The organism is Pseudoalteromonas sp. T1lg10 (genome assembly GCF_002964545.1).
Classification (GTDB): Bacteria; Pseudomonadota; Gammaproteobacteria; order Enterobacterales; family Alteromonadaceae; genus Pseudoalteromonas.
Window position 1 is genome coordinate 76,993 of record NZ_PQBV01000037.1, and the last position, 25,910, is coordinate 102,902.

A 25,910-nucleotide genomic window follows, 5' to 3' on the forward strand; every position below is an offset into this window, starting at 1 on the left:
TTCATCATGACCTCCCCCACTCAGCTAGTGCTGTTAAAACAAAAAAGCCCAGCTATTTAGCTGGGCTCTTTCGTTTTAATGCATGGCGCAGAGGAGCGAGTTCACCACTAGTGAACGAACAGCCCAAGGCTCGCCGCAGGGCCGAAGCTTGCGACCGTACGCCGAAAAGCAAAAAACCAGCCGAAGCTGGTTTTTTATCATAATGCATGGCGGAGAGGGAGGGATTCGAACCCTCGACTGTCATCTACCAAATATAAAGCCTTTAAATTCAATGCGTTAATTCTACACTGATATTTACCTTTGTACTACTGGTTTGTACACTGCTGAACAAGCCCTTGCATTCATTTTACGCTTCTGTGTTAGGATTCAATAGATTACAGCTTCAACCCCTTAGCCAAGCATACAAGGACGTTTAAATGACTTCAGAAACCCTTACTCCGATCACAAACTGCAAATACAAAGATTGGCTTAAGAACTATACATTCGACACCTGTAAACTCAACAGGCGTGAATACGGAGAGTTTCTCGCTAGTTATATCGCTGGTGAGCGTGATGGGTTCGTATTGAACCTAAACGGGGCTTGGGGAACAGGTAAGACTCAGTTCCTAAGGCGACTATATTCGCTCCTATGTGGAAGAGGCTACCCAACTATATACATTGACGCTTGGGAAAGTGACTTCTCAGAAATACCTTTATCGGTCGTGGCTAGTGAATTGATAAACCAGTTATCAATGATTAACGAAAACATTGGTGGTGAGTTTGAAAAGATTCAGCAGTTTTTAGGCAAAGCACTTAAAGGCACAATAGTTGGTGGAACTGGGCTACTTACAAAACACTTTTTGGATGAAGCCAGTGTTGGTACTGAGGCAGCCAAGGCATTATTTGAAAAGACAGACCAAGATTACTTGAAAGACGTAATGGGCAATCATGTCGAGCAAATAGAGGCAATTAAAAACATACGAGATCAATTAGCTCAATTGGCTGAAGTGTTAAAACAAAACTTTAGTTACGAACTACCTGTTGTAGTTTTAGTTGATGAACTCGACAGATGCAGGCCTAACTACGCAATTGAAATGCTTGAAGTCATCAAGCACTTCTTCACTACTAAGAACTTTGTTTTTGTGGTTGCAACTGACAGTGAACAATTACAACACTCGATTAAGTCAGTTTACGGTTCTGACTTCGATTCCATGACTTACCTCAAACGCTTCTTTGATCGAGAAGCCAGTCTGAGTACGCCGGACTTGCAGTATTACATAAGGTTTTACCCATTAGAGCAGTTCGCTAACTCTGAAGGCCTAGTCCTGTACCCTTATTTAGCAAATTACCAAAGCTTAGAAATAGAAGGCCTCAATAGGTATCTATACTGGGTTGCATTAGCATATAAATTAAGCATTCGTGACATTGACCAACTACAAGCTAAACTCAGCGCCTGCCTGAGATATGCTGAAGAAGCCTTTAAATCAACCAACTCGAAGCAGTACATAAACATTTTTTCCTTGATGGTGGTTATTGTCGAGCTTGATAACAGACTGCTTAATATCAACAACAAGGAGCCAGAAAAAAACGACCTATTATTAAACTATCAAACAACTGTGTTTCTAGAAATGAACAGGCCATGGAATGGTAAACGCACAAGCTTCACACACATTAGAGAATTACTGCGGCACTTTTCAGTTAAGCACACCGTAAAAGTCAAAGATCATTTCGGTCATGAACAAGAACAACAAGTGTATGGCCATGACGTCCAAACTAAGTTCAGACCCAGCAGCGCCTTGGCTGAACAGGTGTATAATGATATATCAAGTACTGTTGAATGCTTTCTTCAAGAGAAAAAAAACTCCAAGTTTTGGTTGTGGGATGATTATATAAAGCTTGCGCAACTCGCAGGGAATATTACCTAAAATTGATATGTAGGTTCAAAAGCATTCATTTATGAGCCACCAGCATTGAACCTACCTAAGGGTGGCTCAAAAGTACCACTTTGACTTTTAAGCCTAGCTCATTAAAATACCCCCTAGTTTATTCAAGGAGATAACTTAATGAGCCAACGGACTTACTTCTACTGTCGCGTATCAACCACTGAGCAAACAACTGAGAACCAGAAGCAAGCTTTTAAAGATAAAGGCTACTTAGTAGATGATGCTTTTGTCGTTGAAGAGACGGTATCAGGCTCAATCTGTGCGATGCAACGAGTGGGCTTCAGAGCCCTTGTAGAGCATAAACTAATGAAGGGTGATACGCTGGTGGTCCTCAAGTTAGATCGCTTAGGTAGGGATAACATAGACGTTCAGCAGACCATTCAACTACTGGGCGATAAAGGCATCAATGTCCACAGCCTAGACCTACCCACAAGAGACCTAACGACCTCTGAAGGTAAGCTAATGCTACGCATGTTCACGGCCTTTGCAGAGTTTGAGCGTGACCGCATCAGAGAGCGCACCATAGAGGGTCAGACAAGGGCTAAAGCTCAAGGTAAGAAGATTGGGAGACCAAGTAAGGTGTCTCCTGAGAAAGTAGCTGAGTATCGTTTAGAACGAGGGCTTTCCATTTCCAAAACAGCTTCAGCACTAAATATATCAGTGCCTACAGTTAAACGACATTTAGCTACATTTAGGAAAGCCAAAATGAATCCATGACACGCCACCAGACGCTGGATTTCACTTGGAGACGCTGGGCTAGGTAACCCCTAGCTCAAAAACGCACGATGCGGAAATGAGCCAACCTGAAGAAGCTCAACAAGTAGTGTTCAAAATGGGCATGATGCTGAAAATGAACACCCTGAAGATCCTGTCCAAAAACGGTACGATGCCAAAAATGGACAAGCTGAAGAATCCCCTCAAGAGCCTGTTCAAAAACGGCATGATGCCAAAAATGAACACCCTGAAGATTAAGTTAGGGTCACGAACAAAATAGACGAAAAGTAAAACACATATTGTGTAAACGTAGTGACCCGATGCAATCGCTTAGAAAGCCTATTACCTCCACCCCTCCCCCCTTGGCCTAACCCCTAAGCAAATGGTTTAATCAAGGAAAAGGGATGAGCGAGGTAGCTGTCTTTAGCAGTCTAACTCGCAATGGGGTATATAAATGTGGGCTTCACTAGGAGGTCTTTCGGTCTAGCCACCATAGTATTAATCTTTATTAGTATTTCTCCTCACAGGATACGTATAGGTGCCTTTGGGGACACTCACTGGACGATGTAAGAACACCTTAAATTGTTCACTAGGTAACCATAATGGTTAACAGTTAAACTAAAACCCCCTTAGAGCGTTCACTTTACAACCTAATTAAGTAAATCTGAGAGAACCACAAGGAATAACTATAGTATAGGGCTGAGCCCCTAGAACTCGTCTAATTCTGCTGAATTCTTTCGTTTGTCTTTAGGCTGTTTCTTTTTGTAGGGCGTAAGCGTTTCATATATATACTCCCACTCCATGGCTTTCCTGGTGGACTCTTGATAACCTTCCAACTCAGCTTTTGCCAATGCCCCACCAACTTTAAGAAACGTTTCATAAACGCTGTCGACAAGCTCTGGATTTTCATCTTCGTCAATTAGCCTGTCTGTTCTGAACCCATGACGGTTTAACTCCTTTAACAACACCAAAGATGGATAAACACCATTATTTTCAAACACTGGTAAATCTTTTTTCTTATCCCTAACGTCCAAATCAAAGTCTCTTTGAAGACGCCTCAAGTCGTAGCGCTGGCGGCAGACTTCCTTAAAATTATTATCATCAATGGGATCTCCTCTTTGTACAGAGAGGCCGCTGGTGGCTGGATAAGGTAAGTTAGAAAGTCTTCTGTTTAACTCCGCTGGAGCTATGATTAAGTTACTAGGCTTAAGAGCACCCACGCTTCCCCCCGCACCTTTAACAGGGTCTATATGGCATAACTGATAATCGTATTTCTTACTAAACGACTCTCCATCACAACATAGGCCGCTGGCTACTCTGAACTCAAGCCATAGCATAATTAAACCACCAAGCTCGTCCGTGTCCTTTGGGATAGACTCTGTGCATTGCCTATGAAAAGCTCTTCTCAACCACTGACCAAAAGAGCTACTGAAGAACCTGTAGTCGATGACCTTTGAATGACACTCTTGGCATATCTTCGCGGGTGTTTTTCTTTCTTTGCCTGTCTCAGGATTCACTATCGTAGCCTTAACCCTGCGCTTCCCACACTCTTTGCAGGTAATTCGTTTTACTGGTGACATACTTCTTAATTGCCTAGCTGAACTAAAATATTCGATTCACAGATAATCGCGGAAGACGATCAACTGCACCTTGCTTGGTTTGTAAGGTAACCATACCGTAGCGGTCACCCTCTGATTTTCCTGCGTGCCCTGTAATGGCGTCACTAACTGTATCCGGGATACCTAGGCTACGCATAATGGTTTTAAATGAGTGCCTAAATGCGTGTACAGGCTGAGTGTTATCAACACCTACCTCTTGTAAGACACCGCGCCACCACTTTGTGAACGCTGTTGATTTCTTACCGTATTTATCCTTTGGCAATTCAGGAAATAACCACCCTTCTCTGGTATTCACAAACTCAATAAAGCCAAGCTCCAAGAGGTGTTCACTGACGGGAATATGTCTCAACGAAGCATCTGTCTTTACGCTCTGTTCCTGACCCCTTCTTATGTTCAGGTAATGTATCCCTGTGTCAGATTGCATCACGTCTTCAGAACGTAACTGGGCTATCTCATTAAGCCTTGCGCCCGTGTACCTACACAGGAGTGGCACCCAGTAGCAAGCCATACCATATTTCTTAGGTGCGTTAGGGTTTTTAAAGACCTCGGTAGCAAATAAGCGCTCAATGTCCTTATCTGTATACCCCTTCCCGTCTTCTACCTCGACTTTCTTCTGTGCGGTACTTACTTTTACTCCAAAGACGGGGTTATTAGGGAGCAACTCCAGATCAACTGCATAGGTAAATACCGTGGATAGCTGCCGCAAGGAGTTCTTAACGGTAGACGCAGAAATGGTTTCCAAGCCCTCAGATTTCACGAGCTCTATTTGCTCGTCTATAGGCTTAGAGCGGATATTTTTTTGCTTAGATTTAGGGAGTTGAAGAAGCGTGTCACGATAGGCCATAACATCACCGCGAGAAACATCTCCGATGCCTTTGTCGCCAATAATTTCGATGAAGCGCTCTACCTTTAAAGACGTTTCATTCAAGGTCTTAAGGCGGCTTAAAGAGCCACTGTGCTTCACTTTCTCTGACTCCAGGAACCTTTCAAGCACAGAAGAAATACTGTTATTCACGAGTGCCTTTTGCTTAGGCAAAACTCGTGGTGATACTTTAGTTGAAAGCTCCTCCAGCCCAACCTTTATAGTGACTGGTTCGTAGCTCCAATCATTCTTGTATCTAGCACGACACACTGAATCTAAACGAAAAACATAGGGCAGGAATGCAGCAGCCAGCCTCCGGAATACTGTACTGTTTGGCTGAATCACTATGGATTCTCTTTCCAATTGACTAGTAATTTCCTCGGACAGGTCATCTGCAAGTTCAGCTAGCTCAGACTCACTTGCGGTGTCCAGTTCTGGCGGAGTGATCGAGAGTGTATCTGCAAGACCAAAGAAGCGTGCTCCCGCCTTACCTTCGATATCATAATTTCTGCTTACATAGTCACTGAGTAGCCCTGACTGCTCTATGTCACTCTTTGTATGCACATACCATCGTTCAGCAAGTATTGCGCAGTCTTTAAAGCTTAACTCAACGTTGCTTTGACCAGAAAGCTTTAGCCTTGCTAGCTCTACCTGCTTTAACGCATGTTGGTAGTGCTCACTAAATAAACGCTTTGCTTCTGTGGTATTAGTAGTACCTAAAGATGCCTTAAATTCACGCTTACCGATAATTGGGCGGAGGTCTTGTGGAACCACCATTCTGAAGTAATAAATACCCGACTTAGGGTGCCTTTGAGGAGAAGCCATAATTCCCATGTGTACCAACCTTTTGTACCAGTTGGTAGATAGAGTCAAATCTCTGGAGCCTAGAAACGACAAAGCCTCGCGGAATACGAGGCTTCGAGAATGCATGGCGGAGAGGGAGGGATTCGAACCCTCGATACGCTATTAACGTATACACGAGTTCCAGTCGTGCGCCTTCGGCCACTCAGCCACCTCTCCGCACTTTAACTGGGCTGCCGCAGCAGCGCCGCTTATACTAAGCAAAGGCTTTGTTTGTTGCAAGGTGTTTTTTACAAAACCAAATCAATTGCTTAGTAATCCGCCATTAGCGTGCCATGGCGGCGGTGAAATCAAGCATGCGATTAAGTGAGCGTAAGGCGCCCTCACGCAGCTCCATGTCCACAAACACTTCTTTACCGCTTGGGTCAATCAGTGCTTCTTCAATGGCTTTTAAGCCGTTCATGGCCATCCAAGGGCAATGTGCGCAGCTTTTACAGGTAGCACCCTCGCCCGCAGTCGGTGCTTCAAAGAACTCCTTCTCTGGGCACAGTTGCTGCATCTTATAAAAAATACCGCGATCGGTGGCGACGATAAACTTCTGGTTATCCATTTCCTGCGCCGCTTTAATCAGCTGGCTGGTTGAACCAACCGCATCGGCCAACTCAACAATCTCCGCTGGAGACTCTGGGTGAACCAGAACCGCCGCATCCGGGTGCAAAGCTTTCATATCTTGCAGCGCTTTAGTTTTAAACTCGTCGTGAACGATACAGGCGCCGTTCCACATGATCATATCGGCACCGGTTTGCTTTTGAATATAGCTGCCAAGGTGCTTATCCGGACCCCAGATAATCTTTTCGCCTTCACTATCAAGGTGCTCAACAATTTCCAACGCACATGATGACGTAACAATCCAATCCGCACGGGCCTTAACCGCAGTCGAAGTATTAGCGTACACCACTACTTTACGATCCGGGTGCTGATCACAAAACGCGCTAAAAGCATCGATCGGACAACCCACATCCAGCGAACAGGTCGCCTCCAGAGTTGGCATGACCACGGTTTTATTCGGCGTCAGGATCTTAGCCGTTTCACCCATAAAGCGAACGCCGGCAACAATAATCATATCTGCTTGCTCTTGACGTGCGCCAAAACGAGCCATCTCTAACGAGTCGGCAACACAGCCACCGGTTTCTTCCGCGAGCGCCTGAATTTCAGGGTCGGTATAGTAGTGCGCGACTAATACGGCATTCTTCTCTTTCAGCAATTGCTTAATACGCTCTTTATAGGCGAGCTTTTCTGCATCGGAAAGAGGAGCTGGCTTAGGAGGAAAAATATAGTCCTCTGGCATGATCTGTTGGCTAATACCCATACTGATAAAACTATTCTAGGTTACGAAATACTAGGGCAATTATACGAAACTATGACGATAAAAAGAAGCTATGCGCTAGGGTTCGAGAAGATAGTTAGTAACTAGTTAGTTTAAAAGGGAATAAAGAAAGTGGTGGGTCATGATGGATTCGAACCATCGACCAATGGATTAAAAGTCCACTGCTCTACCAGCTGAGCTAATGACCCGCTCTGGTGTAATGAGCCAAAAGATGTCGGCACATTAAGCGCTATTCATAATAGCAGGGGGAGATTGAATGGTGGGTCATGATGGATTCGAACCATCGACCAATGGATTAAAAGTCCACTGCTCTACCAGCTGAGCTAATGACCCGCCCGGGTTGTTAAGTTGTTTAAGGCGTTATGATTAACGTCAACAAGTTAACAGTATTGATTCTAAAGTGGTGGGTCATGATGGATTCGAACCATCGACCAATGGATTAAAAGTCCACTGCTCTACCAGCTGAGCTAATGACCCAACATTAGAATCTATTTAGCAATTGGTGGGTCATGATGGACTTGAACCATCGACCAATGGATTAAAAGTCCACTGCTCTACCAACTGAGCTAATGACCCAACGCTGTGCTAAGTATTACATAAAGTGGTGGGTCATGATGGATTCGAACCATCGACCAATGGATTAAAAGTCCACTGCTCTACCAGCTGAGCTAATGACCCACTTTATGTAATTTGCCGCAGAAAACTTCCTGAGTGGTTATCCCCTGCTGCGGGCGCTTATAATACTTATTTAAAATCCAAGTGCAATACAAATACTCGGTTTTTTTTAGTTTTTCCTTTTAGTTGCCTAATTTTAGACCGCTTTAGCTACAAAGCAGTCTAAAACATTGCAACTGGCAAAATTCGGCTACAACTTGCTAACACGTTCGGCGGCAAGTTTCGCAGCCGTGGTATTAGGGTATTGAGTGATAACCTCATTAAACAACTGCTTAGCTTTGGCCAACTGACCTTGCTGTTGTTCTAGGGTGCCAAGTTTAAGGAGTGCGTCCGGGCGCTTGCTAGAATCACTGAACTGATTCACTACGGTCTCAAAATGAGACTTGGCACCGGCTGTATCGCCCTTGATAGTCAACAATTGCCCCAACCAGTAATGAGCGTTAGCCGCATACACGGAATTTGGGTAGCTTTGTAAAAAAGACTGGAATTCAGGAATAGCGGCATCATAGCGCTTATCCTGCATAATCAGTTTCACCGCTTTATCGTACGCTTCGTTTTCCGATAGGTCGGTGCTGACCGCTGTGGTGCTTAAGCCAGCGTCAGGCTGCGGCATTGGCACTTGTGATGACTCGTAGCTCGGCTGCTGCGTATAGGCGGCACTCACACGGTTCTCAATCTCTTGATAAAGCTCACGTTGACGTTGCAACACCTTCTCGAGCTTGTAGCTATGCTCTTCGGTAATGCCACGTAGCTGGCTCACTTCATCCTGTAACATATCGAGCTGCTGCTGCAGATTGGCTTGCATAATGTTGCGCGATTGCATCATTTGCTCAAGTCGGCTTAAGCGCTGCTCAATACTTGATTCGCTGGCAGTGGCCTCAGAAACAGGAGCGGGAGCAGCCCAAACATGGGTGCTCCCGCTCATGAGTAAGGCTGCCAAAATAAGTTTCGGCTTCATCATTACTCTACTGATTTTAGTATACTAATACCGCACGGCGGTTTTGAGCAAACGCTTCTTCGTTGCGTGCTTTGATCATTGGCTTTTCTTCGCCATAGCTCACAACTGACATTTGGTTTGCGCTAACGCCAAGGCTTAGAAGGTATTTTTCTACCGACTGACCACGGCTCTCACCCAGGGCGATGTTGTACTCAGGCGTACCACGCTCATCGGCGTGACCTTCGATAAGTACTTTAACCGATGGGTTTTGGATTAGGAATTGAGCGTGCGCTTGAAGTAGCTCAGCATACTTGCTTTGGATCGTTGCACGGTCAAAGTCGAAGTGGATAACTTGTTGCTGGCGAAGTTCTTCAAACTTTTTACGTAGTTTTTCTTCTGCAGTTTCTACGCGCTCAACAGTTTCAACTTCTACAGTATCAGTTACTTGGGTTTCAACTTGGTTAGTCTCGTTGGCTTGGCCTTCATCTAGGTTAGATGAAGAGCTACAGGCCGCTAGTGTCATTACTGGCACTGCAACAAGCAGGCTTTTTAACAGTTTATTCAGTTGCATTGAGTAGATTCCTATTATGATTTAGTGAAACCATCACCTGATTTTCAATTTTTCTTAATATAGTGCGATAGTCGCACAAACATCAAGTTTATACGACTAAAGCTGACTGCACCCTTAGCGAGTTACAAAAATGGCGACCATGCCGGCGACTTAACCTGACCGTCGAGCACAGGTAAACGCGCTTTAAAACGACCATCCATCGACACCAAAGCCAATACATTTTTATTGTTATGCATGGTGCTGTATATAATCATTGAGCCATTGGGCGCAACGCTTGGTGATTCATCCAAGCGAGTTCGAGTCAACACATGGAAGTTCCCGTTATCAAGATCCTTCTTAGCAATATGATATTGACCTAAAGTACGGTTAACCATGACCAAATGTTTCCCATCCGGGGTCACCGAACCATTCAGGTTCATATCGCCGTCGAAAGTCACACGCTGTACTCGACCCGAGTCTAAATTTAACTTATAAATCTGGGCATTACCACCTCTTTCAGAGGTAAACATTAGGTCTTTACCATTGGGATGCCAAGTTGGCTCCGTGTCTATGCTACGGTGGCGTGTTAAGCGGCGTTCCTGCTTAGTAATTAAGTCGTATAAATACAATTCCGTGGCGCCGGTACGGTCTTTTGACAGTACCATGGCCAGCTTAGTGCCATCGGGTGAAAACTGCGGCGCACCATTGATACCTGGGTGAGAAGTGACCAACTGACGCTGGCCTGAGTAGATATCCTGAATAAAGATCTGACTCTGACGGTTCTCAAAAGTTACATAAGCCAGCTTATTGCCATCCGGCGACCAGGAAGGCGACATCAGCGGCTCTTTAGAGCGCAATAACACCTGCTCGTTAAAGCCGTCGTAATCGGCAACCACTAGCTGATATGGCTTCTCGTCCTGCTCACGTACTATGATGTAAGCAATTTTTGTTAAAAAGGCGCCGCGCTCACCGGTCAAGGCCTCATACACCACATCACTGATACGGTGGCCATAGCGACGGAAGCTCGATGCCGAAATCACGGTTTCGCGGGCATCCAGCACATGATCTTCACTGTTCACCAACTGACCATTGTTCAATACTCGGGTTTGACCGCCAGTGATCTGACCGCGTAACACATCGATCAGCTCAAAGCTGACCAGGTAACGACCCGCTGATTGCTGCTCAACCGTGCCCACAACTATGGCTTCTACACCACGCTGTGCCCAGGCACCATAATCTACATCTGCATCCGAGCTCGGGCGCTGCGGCATATCGATATTGGCGACTGGCTTAAATTTACCGCTGCGGCGCAAGTCCGCAGCAACCACTTCGCTGATTCGCATGGGCATTTCGCCTGTGCCTTTATAGGCGAAGGGCACCACAGCGATGGGGCGAGCGCTGTCGACCCCTTCGGTGATCACAATTTCCAGCGCGGCCTGAGCCCACATACTCATGCTCGCCAGTAAAGACACTGCCACCATGCGGCATAATCTAATCATAAAAGTCCCCTAAAACTCTGGTTTAACCGTTAAGTTAATATTTTTTAATTCTTCAAATACGTCGCGATCTTTTGATACCGGCAGCGTATCGGCGCGGCGCACGGCACGTACTGCGGCCTCACATACTTGTCTGTCACCACCAAGCGAATTTACGCTGGTCACCAAGCCATTAAAGGCCAATTTAATATTGAGGCGACACTCTTTACCGCGGAAGCTATCATCAAGCAGCAGGTTCTGCTGAATACGCTGACCGATTAAGGCGCGATATTTGTCGACTTCAGATAGTACCTGCTGACGGCGGGCTTTAGCACGCACCGCTTGCTCGGCGGCCATCTGCTCTTGCAACATTTGCTCTTGCAGTGCCTTCTGCCTTGCTTCTTCGGCCTTACGCTTGGCTTCCGCCTCTTTGCGTTTGCGCTCTTCTTCGGCTTTGCGAGCCGCTTCTTCTTCCTTGCGACGTTTCTCCGCTGCGGCCTTGGCAGCCTTCTCTGCCTTTTCCTTTTCTAACTGAGCTTTCTTCGCTTTATCGCGTTCTTTACGCTCAATTTCTCTGGCTTTTTTCGCTTCGGCTTCGGCTTTTTTACGCTCTTCTTCCTTGGCTTTGCGTTCCTGCTCTAGCTTTTTAATGCGATTAGCTTCTTCCTGACGCTGACGCTTGGCCAGCTCGGCGCGTTTTTCCAGTTCGCGAATGCGTTTTTGCTCAGCCCGTTTCTTATCTTCTTCCTGCTTACGCAGCTCGTCGATACGCTTTTCCACCTGCTTTTGATCCACGGCCACCGCATCCACGGCTTTTTGCGGCGTGTCTTCATTGCTCGGCGCATTCAAGGTCACAGTGATCACCTCGGGCGTTGACGGGCGCAAGTAATTGACGCCAACGAGTATGGCAATCATCAGCACATGCAAACCGGCAGAGATCAGAAGAGGTATTTTAAACTGCTGCATATTAATCCTCGAACGACTCCGTCATCAGACCCACCTCGGGAACGCCTGCGCGCTTAAGAAAGTCCATCAATCGCAACACCTCTTGATAACTGACCTGGCCGGACCCCTTGATCATCACAGGTGTTTTTGGGTTTTGATCCAGCTTTAACTTGATCACCGCGGCCACATCTATGGCTTCCATCGGCGCTTCAGGATCGGTTCCCACACTGACGTAGTATTTACCGTCGGCATCGATAGAGGCAATGATAGGCGGTTCACCCTTGGTATCCACCAATTCCGACTGCTCCATTTTCGGCAGTTCAACCTTGACGCCATGGGTGATCAGAGGCGCGGTGGCCATAAAGATAATTAACAGCACCAACATCACGTCGATGTAAGGAACGACGTTGATCTCCGAGACCGGACGACGCTTCTTACGCTGATACATGGCTTTTCACCTCATGAGTCAGAGTCTGGCGATGTAGGATATTGGCAAACTCTTCCATAAAGTTACCGTAATAAGATTCAATTTTTTCCATCTTGGTAGCAAAACGGTTGTAGGCGATAACCGCAGGAATAGCCGCGAATAGACCCATGGCCGTTGCAATCAGAGCCTCGGCAATACCCGGGGCAACCATTTGCAAGGTCGCTTGTTTTACTTCACCCAAGGCGATAAAGGCGTTCATGATACCCCATACGGTACCGAACAGACCGATATAAGGACTGATAGAACCGATAGTGGCTAAAAAAGACAGGCTGTTTTCTAGCTTTTCAATCTCACGAGAAAGGGCAACACGCATGGCACGATGTGGACCATCAATTCCCATCGCAGCGGCAGAGAGATTGTTTTTCTTGGCGCGGGCAAATTCTTTAAAACCCGACGTGAAAATGGCTTCGATACCTTCACTTTGGGTACCGCGAGCAGAGATTTCGTTGTACAGCTTAGAAAGGTCAACGCCAGACCAAAAACGGGATTCAAACTTTTTCGCATTCGTTAAGGCGTTGCTAAGTATTTTGCGACGCTGAATGATAATGGCCCAAGAAAGCACCGACAGGGCAACCAGGGTAAGCATCACCAGCTGCACTAAAAAGCTGGCTTTTAAAATAAGATCAATAAAGTTTAATCCTGAATCCACGTATTTTCTCCTAAGGCGCGTATATTGCAATTAACTGTATCCGCGCTCAATACAGCGTACGACACACAATGAACCCTAGTGTACCCAGTCATAATTGCGCTGACAATGACCTTGCCATGAATTGCCGCCTAGCGCCGATAAATCGCCGCAGGCTGTGGTTAACAGGCAGATACACAGATATCTTATTGGGCTCTTTTACATGCGAAAAAGTTCCAAAAAAACAGATTTTATGCGAATTATTCGCATAAGCTGTCATTTTGCCGATGTATTACAAGTTAAAAAATAGTAATTCTAATAGAACAAAAAAAGCACAAAAATAATAATAGCCTTATATTTCAACATACAAAGCTAATAGCCTTACGTTTATTGCGCAAAATATCATCATGAAGATTTTATTCGGTATTAGTTTTTTTTATCCGAAAAAAATAATTTTTCTAGTTTGAAGAAAATCTGCTACCGCTTTATTATTCTCCCTGTACTGAGCTAGCGCAACCAACTATGGCTCTATTGCACAGTTCATGAGGTGGTTTCTGATTCCCCACCTCACACCATCGGCTGTTTCATCCTACTATTGAGCAGCTGGTGTGTTCCTCGGATTTACTTCCTTCAACTTGTTGTTTTGCCCGCTTTATTAGCGGGCTTTTTTTTGCCTGAATCAAGCTCAGTCACAGACCCTAATCGGTGCAGCCTTAATCCGCTGTGAATCGGCTGTCGTATGACAAGCAATTGGCTGCCTGTTGTCGGCCGTTGCTTCGCGTCGACAAGGTGTCAATAGTGCACTTTTGTCGGGGTGAATCCCGACCTACAGAGGTATTCCGGGCATAAAAAAGCCGAGCTTATGGCTCGGCTAATTAGCGCTCGGCTAATAAAATGCGATTTTACACACCAGACTTAGGTCGCCTTATGCAGACCAAAGTGAGCATAGGCATGGTCAGATACAATGCGCCCTCTTGGTGTACGTTGAATAAAGCCTTGTTGGATCAGATAAGGCTCAATGACATCTTCAATGGTTTCTTTTTCTTCGCCTATGGCGGCGGCGAGGTTGTCCAAACCAACCGGCCCACCCATAAACTTCTCGATGATCGCCAGTAAATACTTGCGATCCATGTAATCAAAACCGCTTTTATCAACATCCACCATATCCAGAGCCTGGGCGGCAATATCGGCGCACACGCTGCCATCGCCTTTCACCTCGGCAAAGTCACGAACGCGGCGCAACAAGCGGTTGGCAATACGCGGCGTGCCCCGCGAACGTTTAGCAACCTCGTATGCACCCTGCTCGTCTATGCTCAAACCAAGATGAGTTGCAGAGCGCTTAACTATGGATGCCAGATCATCGACATTATAAAACTCCAGGCGCTGGACAATACCGAAACGGTCGCGCAGCGGTGAGGTTAAAGAGCCGGCCCGAGTCGTTGCACCGATAAGGGTAAAGGGCGGTAAATCTAACTTGATTGAGCGCGCTGCCGGACCCTCGCCTATCATGATATCGAGTTGATAGTCTTCCATGGCCGGGTAGAGAATTTCTTCCACATGCGGGCTCATGCGATGGATTTCATCGATAAAGAGCACATCATGGGCTTCTAAATTGGTTAGCAAGGCCGCCAAGTCGCCGGCCTTTTCTAATACCGGGCCTGAAGTGGTTTTAATACTCACCTCCAGCTCGTTGGCGACTATGTTCGCCAAGGTGGTTTTACCCAAGCCCGGCGGACCGAAGATAAGCAGGTGATCCAAGGCCTCACTGCGAGAGCGTGCCGCCTCGATAAAGATATCCATTTGCTGTTTTACATGAGGCTGACCATGATAGTCCGCCAGCAGCTTAGGTCGTATGGCCCTATCGACCACGTCTTCATTGCCCTGCTGCTGGGGCTCAATTAGTCTATCCGCTTCTATCATTCACTTATCTCTGTTACAGCATCGCCCTAAGCGCTTGCTTGATCATTTGCTCCGAGGTCATGGCCTCCTGGGCAACGGCTTTCACCGCTTTTGTTGCCTGACTATTCTTATAACCCAAGGCTTCCAGGGCAGCAATAGCATCGTCTGTGGCATTGGCGGCTACTAAGGTATCACCATCTGCACCGCTAAGGGGCGCCGCATCCGTATATGGCGTGAATAAATCCGGCCCCCAGTCTTTGAGTCTGTCTTTCATTTCCAGCACCAGACGCTCGGCGGTTTTCTTGCCCACCCCGGGAAGCTTCACTAAGGTGCTGGCATCGCCATGATGGACACAGCGGATAAACTGCTCCGCCGACATGCCAGAGAGAATGCCGAGGCCAAGTTTAGGACCCACACCATTGGCTTTTAGCAGCTCTCGAAACAGAGCGCGCTCGCTTTTGGTGTTAAAACCGAATAGAAGCTGGGCATCTTCACGCACCACAAAATGAGTAAACAGGGTGACGTCTTCGCCGCACTCCGGCAAGGCGTAGAAACAGCTCATGGGCAAGCTGATTTCATAGCCGACACCGGCCACATCCACCAGCACTTCTGGAGGCTGTTTTTCGACTAATTGTCCGCGAATTCTTCCTATCATATTCACCTCAAACGACCACGCACGGTTTTGCGCGCTTGGCCGGCTAATTTAATCAGGTTTTGTTGTGAGTGACCATGACACATGGCAATGGCCAAGGCATCGGCGGCATCCGCCTGGGGCGTCGCCGGCAGCTTTAAAATATGCTTAACCATATGTTGAACTTGTGCTTTTTCTGCCGAGCCCTTACCCACCACGGCCTGTTTTACCTGGCGCGCGGAATACTCGTGTACACCCAGCTCTGCCATGGTGGCGGCAACGATAGCGGCACCACGAGCCTGACCCAGCTTGAGTGCCGAGTCCGGATTGTGGGCCATAAAGACCTGCTCAATGGCAAAGGCGTCGGGGTTAAACTGTTCGATCAACTGGGTGACACCTTGGTAGATCATTTTTAAACGCGTTGGAAACGCGTTCTCACCAAGCTTAATACAGCCGCTGCCCAGATAGACAAAGCGCTGTCCTTGCTGGCGCACCACGCCGTAACCGGTGAATCGCGAGCCAGGGTCAATCCCCAAAATAATACTCACCCAGAAACCTTATTCTTGTTATTGCACCAAACAATGGTAACTGTATGGATGACCAGTGTAAAGGCGAGGCACAAGAAAAAAGCGGCCTAAGCCGCTTTTAAGATTGAACTCTGTGTCTGAGCGAGCGGATTACTCACCCTGCTCCGCTGTCGCACTTGCTTTAGGTGCAATGGCGATACCCAGCTCTTTAAGCGCATCCGGGTTGGCACCGCTTGGCGCATCCGTCATCAAGCATGAAGCCTGAGTAGTTTTCGGGAAGGCGATTACGTCACGAATGTTGTCCGTGCCACATAGCAGCATTACCAGACGGTCAAGACCAAAGGCCAGACCCGCATGTGGAGGCGTACCGTACTTCAAGGCATCCAGTAAGAAGCCGAACTTCTCTTGTTGCTCCTGCTCTTCAATACCCAAGATGCGGAAAGCTGTTTCTTGCATGGCGCTGTTGTGAATACGTACAGAGCCACCACCGACTTCGTAGCCGTTTAAGACCATGTCATAGGCATCGGATAAGGTGCCCGCCGGGTTGGCTTCCAGCTCTTCTGGGCTTACGCCTTTTGGTGCCGTGAACGGGTGGTGTACCGCGTGCAGGTTACCTTCGTCGTCTTCTTCAAACATTGGGAAGTCAACAACCCAAAGCGGTGCCCACTTGCTTAAATCTGTTAGCTCAAGGTCTAAACCGATTTTCAAGCGTAGTGCACCCATGGCTTCGTTAACCACGTTGCGGCTGTCGGCACCAAATAGAATGATGTCGCCAGATTGCGCATTGGTACGCTCAAGCAAGGCAGTGATCACTTCTTCACTTAGGAATTTAGCGATAGGTGATTGCACGCCTTCAACACCGGCGTCGCGGTCGTTAACCTTCATCCAGGCCAGACCTTTTGCACCATAGATGCCGATAAACTTAGTGTAATCATCGATTTGTTTGCGTGATAACTCAGCACCGCCTGGTACGGTAAGTACAGCTACACGGCCTTTTTCATCGTTGGCCGGGCCTGAGAATACTTTAAACTCAACGTCTTTCACTAAGTCGGCAACGTCGATAAGTTCCATCGGGTTACGTAAGTCCGGCTTATCCGAACCGAAGCGACGCATGGCTTCTTCGTGACCCATCACAGGGAATTCGCCAAGGTCAACGTTCAGTAGCTCTTGCCACATATCACGAATTAGTTTTTCGGTGATGGCACGAACCTGATCTGACGTCATAAACGAGGTTTCGATATCGATCTGGGTGAATTCAGGCTGACGGTCTGCACGTAAGTCTTCATCACGGAAACATTTCACGATTTGATAATAACGGTCGAAACCAGACATCATCAGCAACTGTTTAAATAACTGCGGCGACTGTGGCAAGGCATAGAAGCTGCCGTGGTGTACGCGGCTAGGTACCAAGTAGTCACGAGCACCCTCTGGTGTCGCCTTGGTCAATACCGGAGTTTCGATATCAAGGAAGTCGTTGCTGTCTAAGAAACGACGTACAAAGCTTGAAGCCTTGGCACGCAGTTTAATGCGATCGCTCATCTCAAGACGACGCAGGTCAAGATAACGGTATTTAAGACGACGCTCTTCCGAGTTTTGCTGGTTAAAGTCCAGCGGTAGCGCTTCGGCACGGTTGATGATTTCAAGCGCGGTGCCAAGAATTTCAACTTCACCTGTGGCCATATCTTTATTTACTTGGCTTTCGGGGCGAGCACGCACCACACCTTTGATCTGGACACAGAATTCTTGACGAAGTTTGTTGGCAATATCCATTAACCCTTCTACTTCAGGGTCAAACACCACCTGCACCAGGCCTTCGCGGTCACGCACATCGACAAAGATCAAACCGCCTAGATCACGGCGTTTGTTGATCCAACCACAAAGAGTAACCTCTTGGTCGACATGGCTTTTATTCAAGTGTCCGCAATATATAGAGCGCATAATATTCCTGTTTTAATTGTAAGCGCGTGAGCTAAATGCACGCAGTGGCCAAATAAATTGCGTCAATTATATAAAATCGGCGGTCAATGTCACGAAGCAAACTACGGCTTGGCTATTTATTCACCACCTTGAAGACCCAAGCTATGGTAGCATTTGCGTATCAGAGCAAATAAAGACAAGAGCAAAAGCACAGATGTTGTATTTGGGTTGCCCACAATGGGCCAATAACGCCTGGAAAGGCAGTCTTTTTACTTCCGACTGTCAAAACGCCCAGATGCTGGCGCAATATGCCCAGGTGTTTAACTCGGTGGAAGGGAACACCACCTTTTATGCCGATCCCAAGACTGAGACAATACAGCGCTGGCATGAGGCCACCGGCGATGACTTTCGCTTTACCTTTAAGTTTCCCAAGCGTTTTAGCCACGACCTGGCGCTGCAATGTGATAAACAGGCGGTACATACCTGGTTGAAGTTAATGTCACCCTTGCTGGAAAAAACCGGATCCCTGATGTTGCAACTGCCCGCCAGTTTTGCCCCCATGCACCTGAGTCGCTTACAACACTTTATGGCGCAGATACCCGCGGACATCGGCCGCAGCATAGAAGTCAGGCATCCTGAATTTTTCACCAAAGGGGATGGCGAGAAACAGCTTAATCGCTATTGTTTTGAACAGGGCATAGATCGTGTGTGCATGGATACCCGGGCGCTGTTTGCCGCCAAGCCTTATAACGACGCCATTATTGATGCCCAGCAAAAGAAGCCCCATCTCCCCGTGCATGCTATTGCTTTGGGCCAGCGCCCTATCGTGCGTTTTGTTATCGCCGCCATGGGGGATGAATATCAAAGCTACTATCAACCCTGGCTCAAAAAGATTAAGCAATGGCTGGATGAAGGCCGTGAGCCCTATGTGTTTTTGCACACCGCCGACAATCATGGCGCACCCTTATTAGCACGACAGTTTGCTCAAGATTTAAAAGCCCACTGCGGTTATCATCATAGAGCTGTCGACCCCTTTGCCGGTGAATACAAGCAGCAAAGCAGTTTCTTTTAGTCCCCCCGAGGCTCACCACTATAAACCGAGGTTTTCCATAAAGTCATCATCGATATCCTGATCGACCTCTTGCTGTTGTTTCACCTTGGTCTGTTGCTCGGCACGGGTATTGGCGATGATCTCATCCGGGTCTACCGCTTCATTGATATCAAAATCACGCAGCTTAAAAAACTCGGTTTTTTCCATCGCCATTTCAAGATAGAAGATATGCTGACTTTGGGTGGTAAAGGTGACCCGTCGCGCCTGCGGTCTGTCTGAGGTAGTATCGACGGAGATCTGCACCTGCTTATTAATAGCCATCATTTTCGGCTGGTTTTGGCTGATGGAAGTGTGCAGTTGTTCACCCACTTTTTTGCTAAAGTCGCCGACAATCTGATTCATCAACTCCCCGAGCACATTGGCCACATCATCGGATAAATGGCTTTTTGCCAGCTCACTCTGTGGCATACCCATGTTGCGCAGGTAATTGCCGTAAATTTCCAGCGCCGCCCCAGCGCTGAAGTTGGTCACCACTAAGGCGCTAAAACCGCCGTCAAACAGCACAAAACAGCCTAGGTCCGGGCGCATACAAGTGTGCGATATTTTCTGCACCATGGCGGAATAACCTATGCTATTGCCACTGGCGGACGATAAGACCTGAGTGACCGAATGACACAAGGTAGCGAGGATATCATCGGTGCTAATTACTTTGCTTTTGCTCATGCACAGTCTCACTTGCTGCTGTTAATGGCGCATTGCCGCAACTAACATATTGAATTAACGGCAAATAGGCTTGGTTTATTCGCGCTTTTTTATCACTGCTCCTGCTCTTATATCCCCTTGGTCAGCACACAGGGTTAATGCCCGTACATAATCGCCGACTAAAGCTGCCCACAAACAGCACAAAAATGATAAAATAACGTCATCGTTTCTAGCTAGAGCTTAGCAAAGTGTCAGCCAAAGACAGTATTTACGCCTCTGAACAACAAGTAAAAGACTTCACTTTTGACGCCAAGGTAGTGGAAGTATTCCCCGATATGATCGAGCGCTCGGTCCCCGGGTACGCCACCATAGTCAGCACCCTGGGCAAACTTGCCGGTAAGTACGCGCAAAACAACAGTAACCTCTATGACTTAGGTTGCTCCTTGGGCGCAGTGACCCTGAGCATGCGCCGCAACCTGAACCAAACCGGCTGTGAGATCATTGCCATCGACAATTCCGCAGCCATGGTTGAACGTTGCCGTTTACACCTTGAAGGCTTTCGCTCCACGGTACCGGTCAAGGTTGAGTTGGGCGATATCTTAGACGCCAAATTAGAAAATGCTTCTGTAGTGGCAATGAACTTCACCTTACAATTTATTGAGCCGGAAAAACGCCAGGCGCTATTAAGCCGTATCTACAACGCCCTTAAGCCCGGCGGCGTTTTACTGTTGAGCGAAAAGCTGCGTGGTGAAAATCAAATCGTCGACGACCTGTTGATCGATCTGCACCACGACTTTAAGCGCGCCAACGGCTATTCCGAGCTGGAGATCAGCCAAAAGCGTACCGCCATCGAGAATGTGATGCGCACCGACACCCTGAGCACACACCTCACCCGCCTTAATGAGATTGGCTTCAGCCAAACCCAGGTGTGGTATCAATGCTTCAACTTTTGCTCCATGGTCGCAATTAAATAAACGGAACAACTATGAATCAGTGGTTTAACGAATTTTATCGCCATATTGCCTGCACCGAGCTCAGCCATTGGCTCAATACCTTGCCGGCGCAACTACAACACTGGCAAGACGAAGCCCGACATGGCGATATGCCGAAATGGCTAAAAGTACTCAATAACCTGCCTGAATTGAACGCCTCAGAAGTGAATATTCAAACTCAGGTGCAAGTAGGTACCAGCGAGGATATTAACGAAGGCCAGCGCAAGCAGCTTATCCATTTATTGCAGCGTTTTATGCCCTGGCGTAAAGGTCCCTTCTCTTTGTTCGGCATTGATATTGATACCGAATGGCGCAGCGACTGGAAATGGGATCGAGTTTTACCTCATATCAGCCCACTGCATGGGCGCAAGGTGCTGGATATCGGCTGTGGCTCGGGTTATCACCTATGGCGTATGCGCGGCGAAGGTGCCGAGCTGGTAGTCGGCATTGACCCAAGCGATTTATTCCTTTGTCAGTTCCAAACCATTAAGCACTATAACCCAGACCCGGCGGTACACCTGCTGCCGTTAGGGGTGGAACAACTGCCGGAACTCAAAGCCTTTGATACGTGTTTTCCATGGGCGTGCTGTATCACCGCCGTTCGCCCATCGACTTCCTGGCCCAGTTGCGCGCTCAGTTGCGCAAAGGCGGCGAACTGGTGTTAGAAACCCTGGTTATCGAGGGGGATATCAATACAGTTCTGGTACCCGAGGACAGATATGCGAAAATGCGTAATGTCTGGTATATCCCCAGCACAGAAGCCCTGATGCTGTGGATGCGCCGTGTTGGCTTTAAGGATATTCGCGTCGTCGACACCGACCAAACCTCGCTCAACGAGCAGCGCCGCACCGAATGGATGGAAAATGAATCTCTGGCCGATTTCCTAGACCCCACTGATCCAAACAAGACCATTGAGGGCTATCCGGCACCATTAAGAGCGGTTATTGTGGCTACCGCATAAACAAGGACAAAGGTCCTCCTTTTCCTAGCTAAGCCGCGGCATTTGCTGTAAAATGCCCGGCGTTTAGAGGGCCTGTTTATCTTTGTGGTTTACTTTATGTTCAATCTAAACGCATTCTGATGAATATCATCACTGATTTATGTGGTTTAATTCATCCGTGAAGCTTGGTTACATCGCGCATCCATGCGCTCACCTCGCTAAGCTGCGAAGCATTGCTTCGGTCTTGCTCGCCTATGTTCATAGCGAGTAACACAGAGCAGGATGCGTTTAGATGAACCCACAGGGCAGCGTTTGTAGCGCATTTCTACTGTGTTGTTACATGTTTATGTAGAATAACTACACCACACATATGACGCCTTGTACAAATCTGCTACAAACTGCTGCAGAAACAAACAACAAAGGTCAACAGACCCTGATCACCCCTAAATTAAATTTTGAGGAAACCCTGTGAGCGAACAAAAACAGTCTCTTAGCTACAAAGATGCCGGCGTTGATATCGATGCGGGTAACGCCCTAGTAGAACGCATTAAAGGCGTTGTGAAAAAGACCAAACGTCCTGAAGTGATGGGCGGCATCGGCGGCTTTGGTGCGCTATGTCAGCTACCGACTGGCTACAAAGAGCCTGTTTTAGTTGCCGGTACCGATGGTGTGGGCACTAAATTGCGTCTTGCAATCGACCTTAAAAAGCACGACACCGTAGGCATCGACCTGGTTGCCATGTGTGTTAACGACCTTATCGTTCAAGGTGCCGAGCCACTATTTTTCCTTGATTACTATGCCACCGGCAAACTAGACGTAGACACGGCTGCCGACGTAGTTACTGGCATTGGCGCGGGTTGTGAGCTTTCTGGTTGTGCCCTTATCGGTGGTGAAACCGCTGAAATGCCTGGCATGTACGAAGGCGACGACTACGACATGGCTGGTTTCTGTGTGGGTGTGGTAGAAAAAGAAGGCATTATCGACGGCACTAAGGTTGCTGCCGGTGATCAGCTTATCGCTCTTGCCTCTAGCGGCCCGCACTCAAACGGTTACTCATTGATCCGTAAGGTTCTTGAAGTATCTGGCGCCGACACCAACAGCGAATTTGAAGGCAAAACCCTAGGCGAGCACCTGCTTGAGCCAACGCGCATCTATGTTAAGCCGGTACTAGAGCTACTTAAGCAAGTAGACGTACACGCGCTTTCACACATCACAGGCGGCGGCTTCTGGGAAAACATCCCACGCGTATTGCCTGAGTCGGCTAAAGCCGTGATCAAGGGTGACAGCTGGCAGTGGCCTGCGGTATTCAACTGGCTACAAGACAACGGCAACATCGAAACCCACGAAATGTACCGCACCTTTAACTGTGGTGTAGGCATGGTGCTTGTGGTTCCTGCCGACAAGCTAGAGCAAAGCCTGAGCATCCTTAAAGATGCGGGCGAAAACGCTTGGCACATTGGTGAAATCCAAGACGCTGTTGTCGGCGAAGAGCAAGTTGAAATCATCGGTGGTGCGCAATAATGACACCAGGCCAGAACCTCGCCCGACTCGTAGTACTTATTTCGGGCAGTGGCTCTAACCTACAGGCCATCATTGATGCAGTTGCAGCGGGCACCCTCCCCGCTGAAATCTGCGCAGTGATCTCTAATAAGGCCGATGCTTTCGGCCTTGAGCGCGCCAAAAATGCTGGCATCGAAACAAAAGTGTTAGACCACAAGGCGTTTGCCTCGCGCGAAGAATATGACGTGGCTCTGGGTGAGCTGATTGAGAGTTTTTCACCTGACTGTGTTGTATTAGCTGGATTTATGCGTATTCTAACAGCAGGCTTAGTGCAAAAGTTTAAAGGGAAAATGTTGAACATTCACCCTTCCTTGTTGCCTAAGTACCAAGGGCTGAATACCCACCAGCGTGCTTTAGATGCAAACGATAAAGTGCATGGCGTTAGCGTTCACTTTGTGACCGAAGAGCTCGACGGCGGACCTGTGATAGTTCAGGCACAGGTGGCCATCGAAAGCGATGACACAGCACAGAGCTTAGCGCAAAAAGTGCATGCACAAGAACATATTATCTATCCGTTGGTGGTTAAGTGGTTCAGCGAACAACGACTGAAAATGGAAGATAACTATGCAGTGCTCGATAACAACACCCTTCCAAGCCAAGGCGCCGACCTCAGCGCGTACTTGGACAGCTAAATTATTGATTGCCGCAGTCCTTGGCTGCGGTGTCAATCTTGCTCACGCCGAGCAGCAAGATGCAGATCCTGCACCGACCATCGCCTTAAACGAATACAGCGCCGAGTATATAGTGACCCGTCAGGGTGAACGCCATGGTGCCGCACAGCGCAGCCTGACCCGCGTCGACAATGACCTCTACCAATTAAGCTACCGCAGCGAAATTGAGTGGATGATCTTCTCCGACGAGCGCCAGGAAAGCAGTCGCTTTAAATATGTCGATGGTGCCGTATTGCCCATAGACTATATACTTAAGCGCTCAGGTACCGGCCCGGATAAAACCTATAAGATCAGTTTTGATCACCAGCAACAGCAGGTATTTAGCAACCAGTCTAAATACCCGCTTGAGTGCACCTGGCAACAAAACTTCCAGGACGTGCTTTCTTACCAGATCTCATTGCGTCAGGCGCTAAGCAAGGGTGAAACCAAGTTTACCTACCCCATAGTGGATAAAAAGGGTAACAACCGCGAATATCAATTCGAGGTGATTGGCAACGAAACCATTACCCTGCCCATAGGCAATGTGGAAACCATCAAGGTTAAACGTGTGTACGACAATGATAAGCGCCAAGCCATCGCCTGGTTTGCTCCTAGCCTAGATCATATGATGGTACGCATGTACAAGGGCAAAGACGGCGTTGAACAGTTCCAGGTGGAGTTGGCCAAGTACACGCCAGGCACCGCAACCCACTAATCTTAGAACACAAAAACAGGCGCTACATTTAGCGCCTGACCTCTCTTACCTCAGCACTGCTGATACTTGCCCGCTCCCTGTATTGCCACCAGCTGACCGTTACTGTCAAAAGACAAGGCCAACAGAGCGCCAGACTGCAGTTGCGCCGCCGGGTGCCCTACCCGCTTCAACAGTTCCGAGCTCAAGGCGATTAACACCTGTTGCCGGCAATCGGCCAACAACCAATCGCCCTTATTTTGCACTAAACGCACTAAACGAACCGGCTCCTGCTCTTGGTCAAGCGCATAGGCCTGGTGTTGCACCCGCAGCTGACTGGCCAGCTGCAGCTCGGCCTGCTCTATGCTGCCCAGTTGCGCCGGTACCGTGTCGCTGATACGCATGCGTTGCTCGCCATCGGCGATATCAAAGATTTCCATGCGCGTATAACTCTCAACGCTATACAGGGGGGCATGCTCTTGCTTTGCCGCCTGCCAGGTTACCGACACTAAGGTAAATAAGGCCACACAGGCCATCAGCCACTGACCCTGATGCCACCAGCTACGACGATTACGGGGGCTCGAATTGAGGGCCGACAACAAGGCTTTTTTCTCCTGTGCCTGCAGGCCACTTTGTTGTTTTTGTTGTTGCTGCCATTGGGCCAGTTTGTCTGATCCGCGGTTTGCCATTACTGTGCTCCTTTGACCATGGTGGCGGCAATTTTTGCGCGTGCATAGCGCAATCGGGTTTTTACACTCTCTTGGGCGCTGGCGGTGATCTGGGCAATTTCTTGCAAACTAAAACCCTCGAGTTGCAAGGTTAAGGCCTCGCGTTGTAAGTGCGGCAAGTCTGCTATCGCCGCTGTTAATTGCTGCTCGGTGGCGGCCATGATCAGTCCCTCTATATGCTGGGCGTCGAGGTGCAAATTAGGCTCCTGCAGACATTCTTCTACCGGTAGATGACGCTTTTTCCTGCGGGCATAATCAATCACCTGATTGCGGGCCAGGCTAAATAACCAAGCCTTAAAGCTGCCCTGCTGTTGCGGACTAAAGCGTTGTGGCTGGGCCAACCAGCGCAACCACACCTCATGCAATAAATCGAGCGCCAATTGCCGCCGCGTATGGCTATCCTCACTTAAGGACACTAACTGGGCCTGCAAAAAATACAGCACATCGTCGCTTAGCCTGAGCACCAAGACATCCCGTGCCTTGGCGCTGTCGGCGGCCAGTTGCGCCAATTGCTCATCACTATAGTGGCTATAGTTTGGCGACAGGGGCGCAAATATCCGTGTGGCAACCGCTTTTAGCATCTTCACTCCTTAAATCGGCGACACCCTAGGCTCAAATCCAGG

Annotated in this window: 25 protein-coding genes, 6 tRNA genes and 1 pseudogene; 10 read left to right on the forward strand and 22 right to left on the reverse strand. The window is 48.1% G+C overall.

Going from position 1 to position 25,910, the window contains the following annotated elements; genetic code table 11:
• From C2M17_RS16035 to C2M17_RS09045, 4 genes are all read left to right on the forward strand, one after another.
• The coding region (locus tag C2M17_RS16035; protein ID WP_233997953.1) for a hypothetical protein at nt 1-203 on the forward strand (203 nt) is incomplete at its 5' end.
• Nucleotides 204-416: 213 nt separating this feature from the next.
• A complete protein-coding gene (locus C2M17_RS09035; RefSeq protein WP_105200484.1) occupies nt 417-1,904 on the forward strand; it encodes a KAP family P-loop NTPase fold protein in 1,488 nt (495 codons plus the stop codon).
• A 138-nt stretch (nt 1,905-2,042) separates the two neighbouring features.
• A complete protein-coding gene (locus C2M17_RS09040) occupies nt 2,043-2,639 on the forward strand; it encodes a recombinase family protein (RefSeq protein ID WP_105200485.1) in 597 nt (198 codons plus the stop codon).
• A 76-nt stretch (nt 2,640-2,715) separates the two neighbouring features.
• Nucleotides 2,716-2,916 (forward strand): hypothetical protein, encoded by a 201-nt coding sequence (locus C2M17_RS09045; RefSeq protein ID WP_105200486.1) that lies wholly within the window; start codon nt 2,716-2,718, stop codon nt 2,914-2,916.
• A 427-nt stretch (nt 2,917-3,343) separates the two neighbouring features.
• On the opposite strand, the gene C2M17_RS09050 is transcribed toward C2M17_RS09045, so the two are convergent.
• From C2M17_RS09050 to aspS, 19 genes are all read right to left on the reverse strand, one after another.
• Nucleotides 3,344-4,216 carry a hypothetical protein gene (locus C2M17_RS09050; RefSeq protein WP_105200487.1) on the reverse strand — a complete coding sequence of 291 codons (873 nt, stop codon included), beginning with the start codon at nt 4,214-4,216 and terminating at the stop codon, nt 3,344-3,346.
• 22 nt (nt 4,217-4,238) lie between these two features.
• The gene (locus tag C2M17_RS09055; RefSeq protein ID WP_105200488.1) at nt 4,239-5,951 is read right to left on the reverse strand and encodes a site-specific integrase; all 1,713 of its coding nucleotides are present in this window, start codon (nt 5,949-5,951) and stop codon (nt 4,239-4,241) included.
• A 95-nt stretch (nt 5,952-6,046) separates the two neighbouring features.
• A tRNA-Ser gene (locus C2M17_RS09060) sits at nt 6,047-6,137 on the reverse strand.
• A gap of 106 nt (nt 6,138-6,243) precedes the next feature.
• On the reverse strand, nt 6,244-7,287 hold the full coding sequence (nadA, locus tag C2M17_RS09065) for a quinolinate synthase NadA (protein WP_105200489.1): 1,044 nt from the start codon (nt 7,285-7,287) through the stop codon (nt 6,244-6,246).
• Between the two features lie 130 nt (nt 7,288-7,417).
• Nucleotides 7,418-7,493: transfer RNA gene (locus tag C2M17_RS09070), tRNA-Lys, on the reverse strand.
• 69 nt (nt 7,494-7,562) lie between these two features.
• A tRNA-Lys gene (locus C2M17_RS09075) sits at nt 7,563-7,638 on the reverse strand.
• A gap of 68 nt (nt 7,639-7,706) precedes the next feature.
• A tRNA-Lys gene (locus tag C2M17_RS09080) sits at nt 7,707-7,782 on the reverse strand.
• 23 nt (nt 7,783-7,805) lie between these two features.
• A tRNA-Lys gene (locus tag C2M17_RS09085) sits at nt 7,806-7,881 on the reverse strand.
• 26 nt (nt 7,882-7,907) lie between these two features.
• Nucleotides 7,908-7,983, reverse strand: a tRNA-Lys gene (locus tag C2M17_RS09090).
• Nucleotides 7,984-8,170: 187 nt separating this feature from the next.
• Nucleotides 8,171-8,938, reverse strand: a complete 768-nt coding sequence (gene ybgF / locus C2M17_RS09095; protein ID WP_105200490.1) for a tol-pal system protein YbgF — start codon at nt 8,936-8,938, stop codon at nt 8,171-8,173.
• Between the two features lie 16 nt (nt 8,939-8,954).
• Nucleotides 8,955-9,488: a peptidoglycan-associated lipoprotein Pal gene (gene pal / locus C2M17_RS09100; protein ID WP_105200491.1), complete on the reverse strand. Its 534-nt coding sequence runs from the start codon at nt 9,486-9,488 to the stop codon at nt 8,955-8,957.
• Between the two features lie 122 nt (nt 9,489-9,610).
• Nucleotides 9,611-10,966, reverse strand: coding sequence for a Tol-Pal system beta propeller repeat protein TolB (tolB, locus tag C2M17_RS09105; RefSeq protein WP_105200492.1), 1,356 nt, complete (start codon nt 10,964-10,966; stop codon nt 9,611-9,613).
• A gap of 9 nt (nt 10,967-10,975) precedes the next feature.
• Nucleotides 10,976-11,908 carry a cell envelope integrity protein TolA gene (gene tolA, locus C2M17_RS09110; protein ID WP_105200493.1) on the reverse strand — a complete coding sequence of 311 codons (933 nt, stop codon included), beginning with the start codon at nt 11,906-11,908 and terminating at the stop codon, nt 10,976-10,978.
• A gap of 1 nt (nt 11,909) precedes the next feature.
• Nucleotides 11,910-12,335 carry a protein TolR gene (gene tolR / locus C2M17_RS09115; RefSeq protein WP_105200494.1) on the reverse strand — a complete coding sequence of 142 codons (426 nt, stop codon included), beginning with the start codon at nt 12,333-12,335 and terminating at the stop codon, nt 11,910-11,912.
• Nucleotides 12,322-13,023, reverse strand: coding sequence for a protein TolQ (gene tolQ / locus C2M17_RS09120; protein WP_105200495.1), 702 nt, complete (start codon nt 13,021-13,023; stop codon nt 12,322-12,324). The genes tolR and tolQ overlap by 14 nt, the downstream gene beginning before the upstream one ends.
• 891 nt (nt 13,024-13,914) lie before the next feature.
• Nucleotides 13,915-14,919: a Holliday junction branch migration DNA helicase RuvB gene (gene ruvB, locus C2M17_RS09125; RefSeq protein ID WP_105200496.1), complete on the reverse strand. Its 1,005-nt coding sequence runs from the start codon at nt 14,917-14,919 to the stop codon at nt 13,915-13,917.
• 13 nt (nt 14,920-14,932) lie between these two features.
• Entirely contained in the window at nt 14,933-15,553 is a 621-nt protein-coding gene (gene ruvA / locus C2M17_RS09130; protein WP_105200497.1) for a Holliday junction branch migration protein RuvA, read from the reverse strand.
• 2 nt (nt 15,554-15,555) lie between these two features.
• Nucleotides 15,556-16,077 carry a crossover junction endodeoxyribonuclease RuvC gene (gene ruvC / locus C2M17_RS09135; protein WP_105200498.1) on the reverse strand — a complete coding sequence of 174 codons (522 nt, stop codon included), beginning with the start codon at nt 16,075-16,077 and terminating at the stop codon, nt 15,556-15,558.
• Nucleotides 16,078-16,206: 129 nt separating this feature from the next.
• Nucleotides 16,207-17,994, reverse strand: coding sequence for an aspartate--tRNA ligase (aspS, locus tag C2M17_RS09140; protein ID WP_105200499.1), 1,788 nt, complete (start codon nt 17,992-17,994; stop codon nt 16,207-16,209).
• A gap of 193 nt (nt 17,995-18,187) precedes the next feature.
• Between aspS and C2M17_RS09145 the strand changes: the two genes are divergently transcribed.
• Nucleotides 18,188-19,045, forward strand: a complete 858-nt coding sequence (locus tag C2M17_RS09145) for a DUF72 domain-containing protein (RefSeq protein ID WP_105200500.1) — start codon at nt 18,188-18,190, stop codon at nt 19,043-19,045.
• An 18-nt stretch (nt 19,046-19,063) separates the two neighbouring features.
• On the opposite strand, the gene C2M17_RS09150 is transcribed toward C2M17_RS09145, so the two are convergent.
• Nucleotides 19,064-19,747 (reverse strand): DUF3334 family protein, encoded by a 684-nt coding sequence (locus C2M17_RS09150; protein ID WP_105200501.1) that lies wholly within the window; start codon nt 19,745-19,747, stop codon nt 19,064-19,066.
• Between the two features lie 227 nt (nt 19,748-19,974).
• Between C2M17_RS09150 and cmoA the strand changes: the two genes are divergently transcribed.
• The 5 genes and pseudogenes from cmoA to C2M17_RS09175 all read left to right on the forward strand — a co-directional run bounded on the left by cmoA (nt 19,975) and on the right by C2M17_RS09175 (nt 24,583).
• Nucleotides 19,975-20,700, forward strand: coding sequence for a carboxy-S-adenosyl-L-methionine synthase CmoA (gene cmoA / locus C2M17_RS09155; protein ID WP_105200502.1), 726 nt, complete (start codon nt 19,975-19,977; stop codon nt 20,698-20,700).
• 11 nt (nt 20,701-20,711) lie between these two features.
• Nucleotides 20,712-21,679, forward strand: a pseudogene (cmoB, locus tag C2M17_RS09160) (tRNA 5-methoxyuridine(34)/uridine 5-oxyacetic acid(34) synthase CmoB).
• Between the two features lie 447 nt (nt 21,680-22,126).
• Nucleotides 22,127-23,179: a phosphoribosylformylglycinamidine cyclo-ligase gene (gene purM / locus C2M17_RS09165; protein ID WP_105200503.1), complete on the forward strand. Its 1,053-nt coding sequence runs from the start codon at nt 22,127-22,129 to the stop codon at nt 23,177-23,179.
• Nucleotides 23,179-23,850, forward strand: coding sequence for a phosphoribosylglycinamide formyltransferase (purN, locus tag C2M17_RS09170; RefSeq protein ID WP_105200504.1), 672 nt, complete (start codon nt 23,179-23,181; stop codon nt 23,848-23,850). Before purM ends, purN begins: the two co-directional genes overlap by 1 nt.
• Nucleotides 23,783-24,583, forward strand: coding sequence for a DUF3108 domain-containing protein (locus C2M17_RS09175; RefSeq protein ID WP_105200505.1), 801 nt, complete (start codon nt 23,783-23,785; stop codon nt 24,581-24,583). The genes purN and C2M17_RS09175 overlap by 68 nt, the downstream gene beginning before the upstream one ends.
• A 50-nt stretch (nt 24,584-24,633) precedes the next feature.
• On the opposite strand, the gene C2M17_RS09180 is transcribed toward C2M17_RS09175, so the two are convergent.
• Entirely contained in the window at nt 24,634-25,248 is a 615-nt protein-coding gene (locus C2M17_RS09180; RefSeq protein ID WP_105200506.1) for a hypothetical protein, read from the reverse strand.
• Entirely contained in the window at nt 25,248-25,868 is a 621-nt protein-coding gene (locus C2M17_RS09185; RefSeq protein WP_105200507.1) for an RNA polymerase sigma factor, read from the reverse strand. The genes C2M17_RS09180 and C2M17_RS09185 overlap by 1 nt, the downstream gene beginning before the upstream one ends.
• Nucleotides 25,869-25,910: the final 42 nt, after the last annotated feature.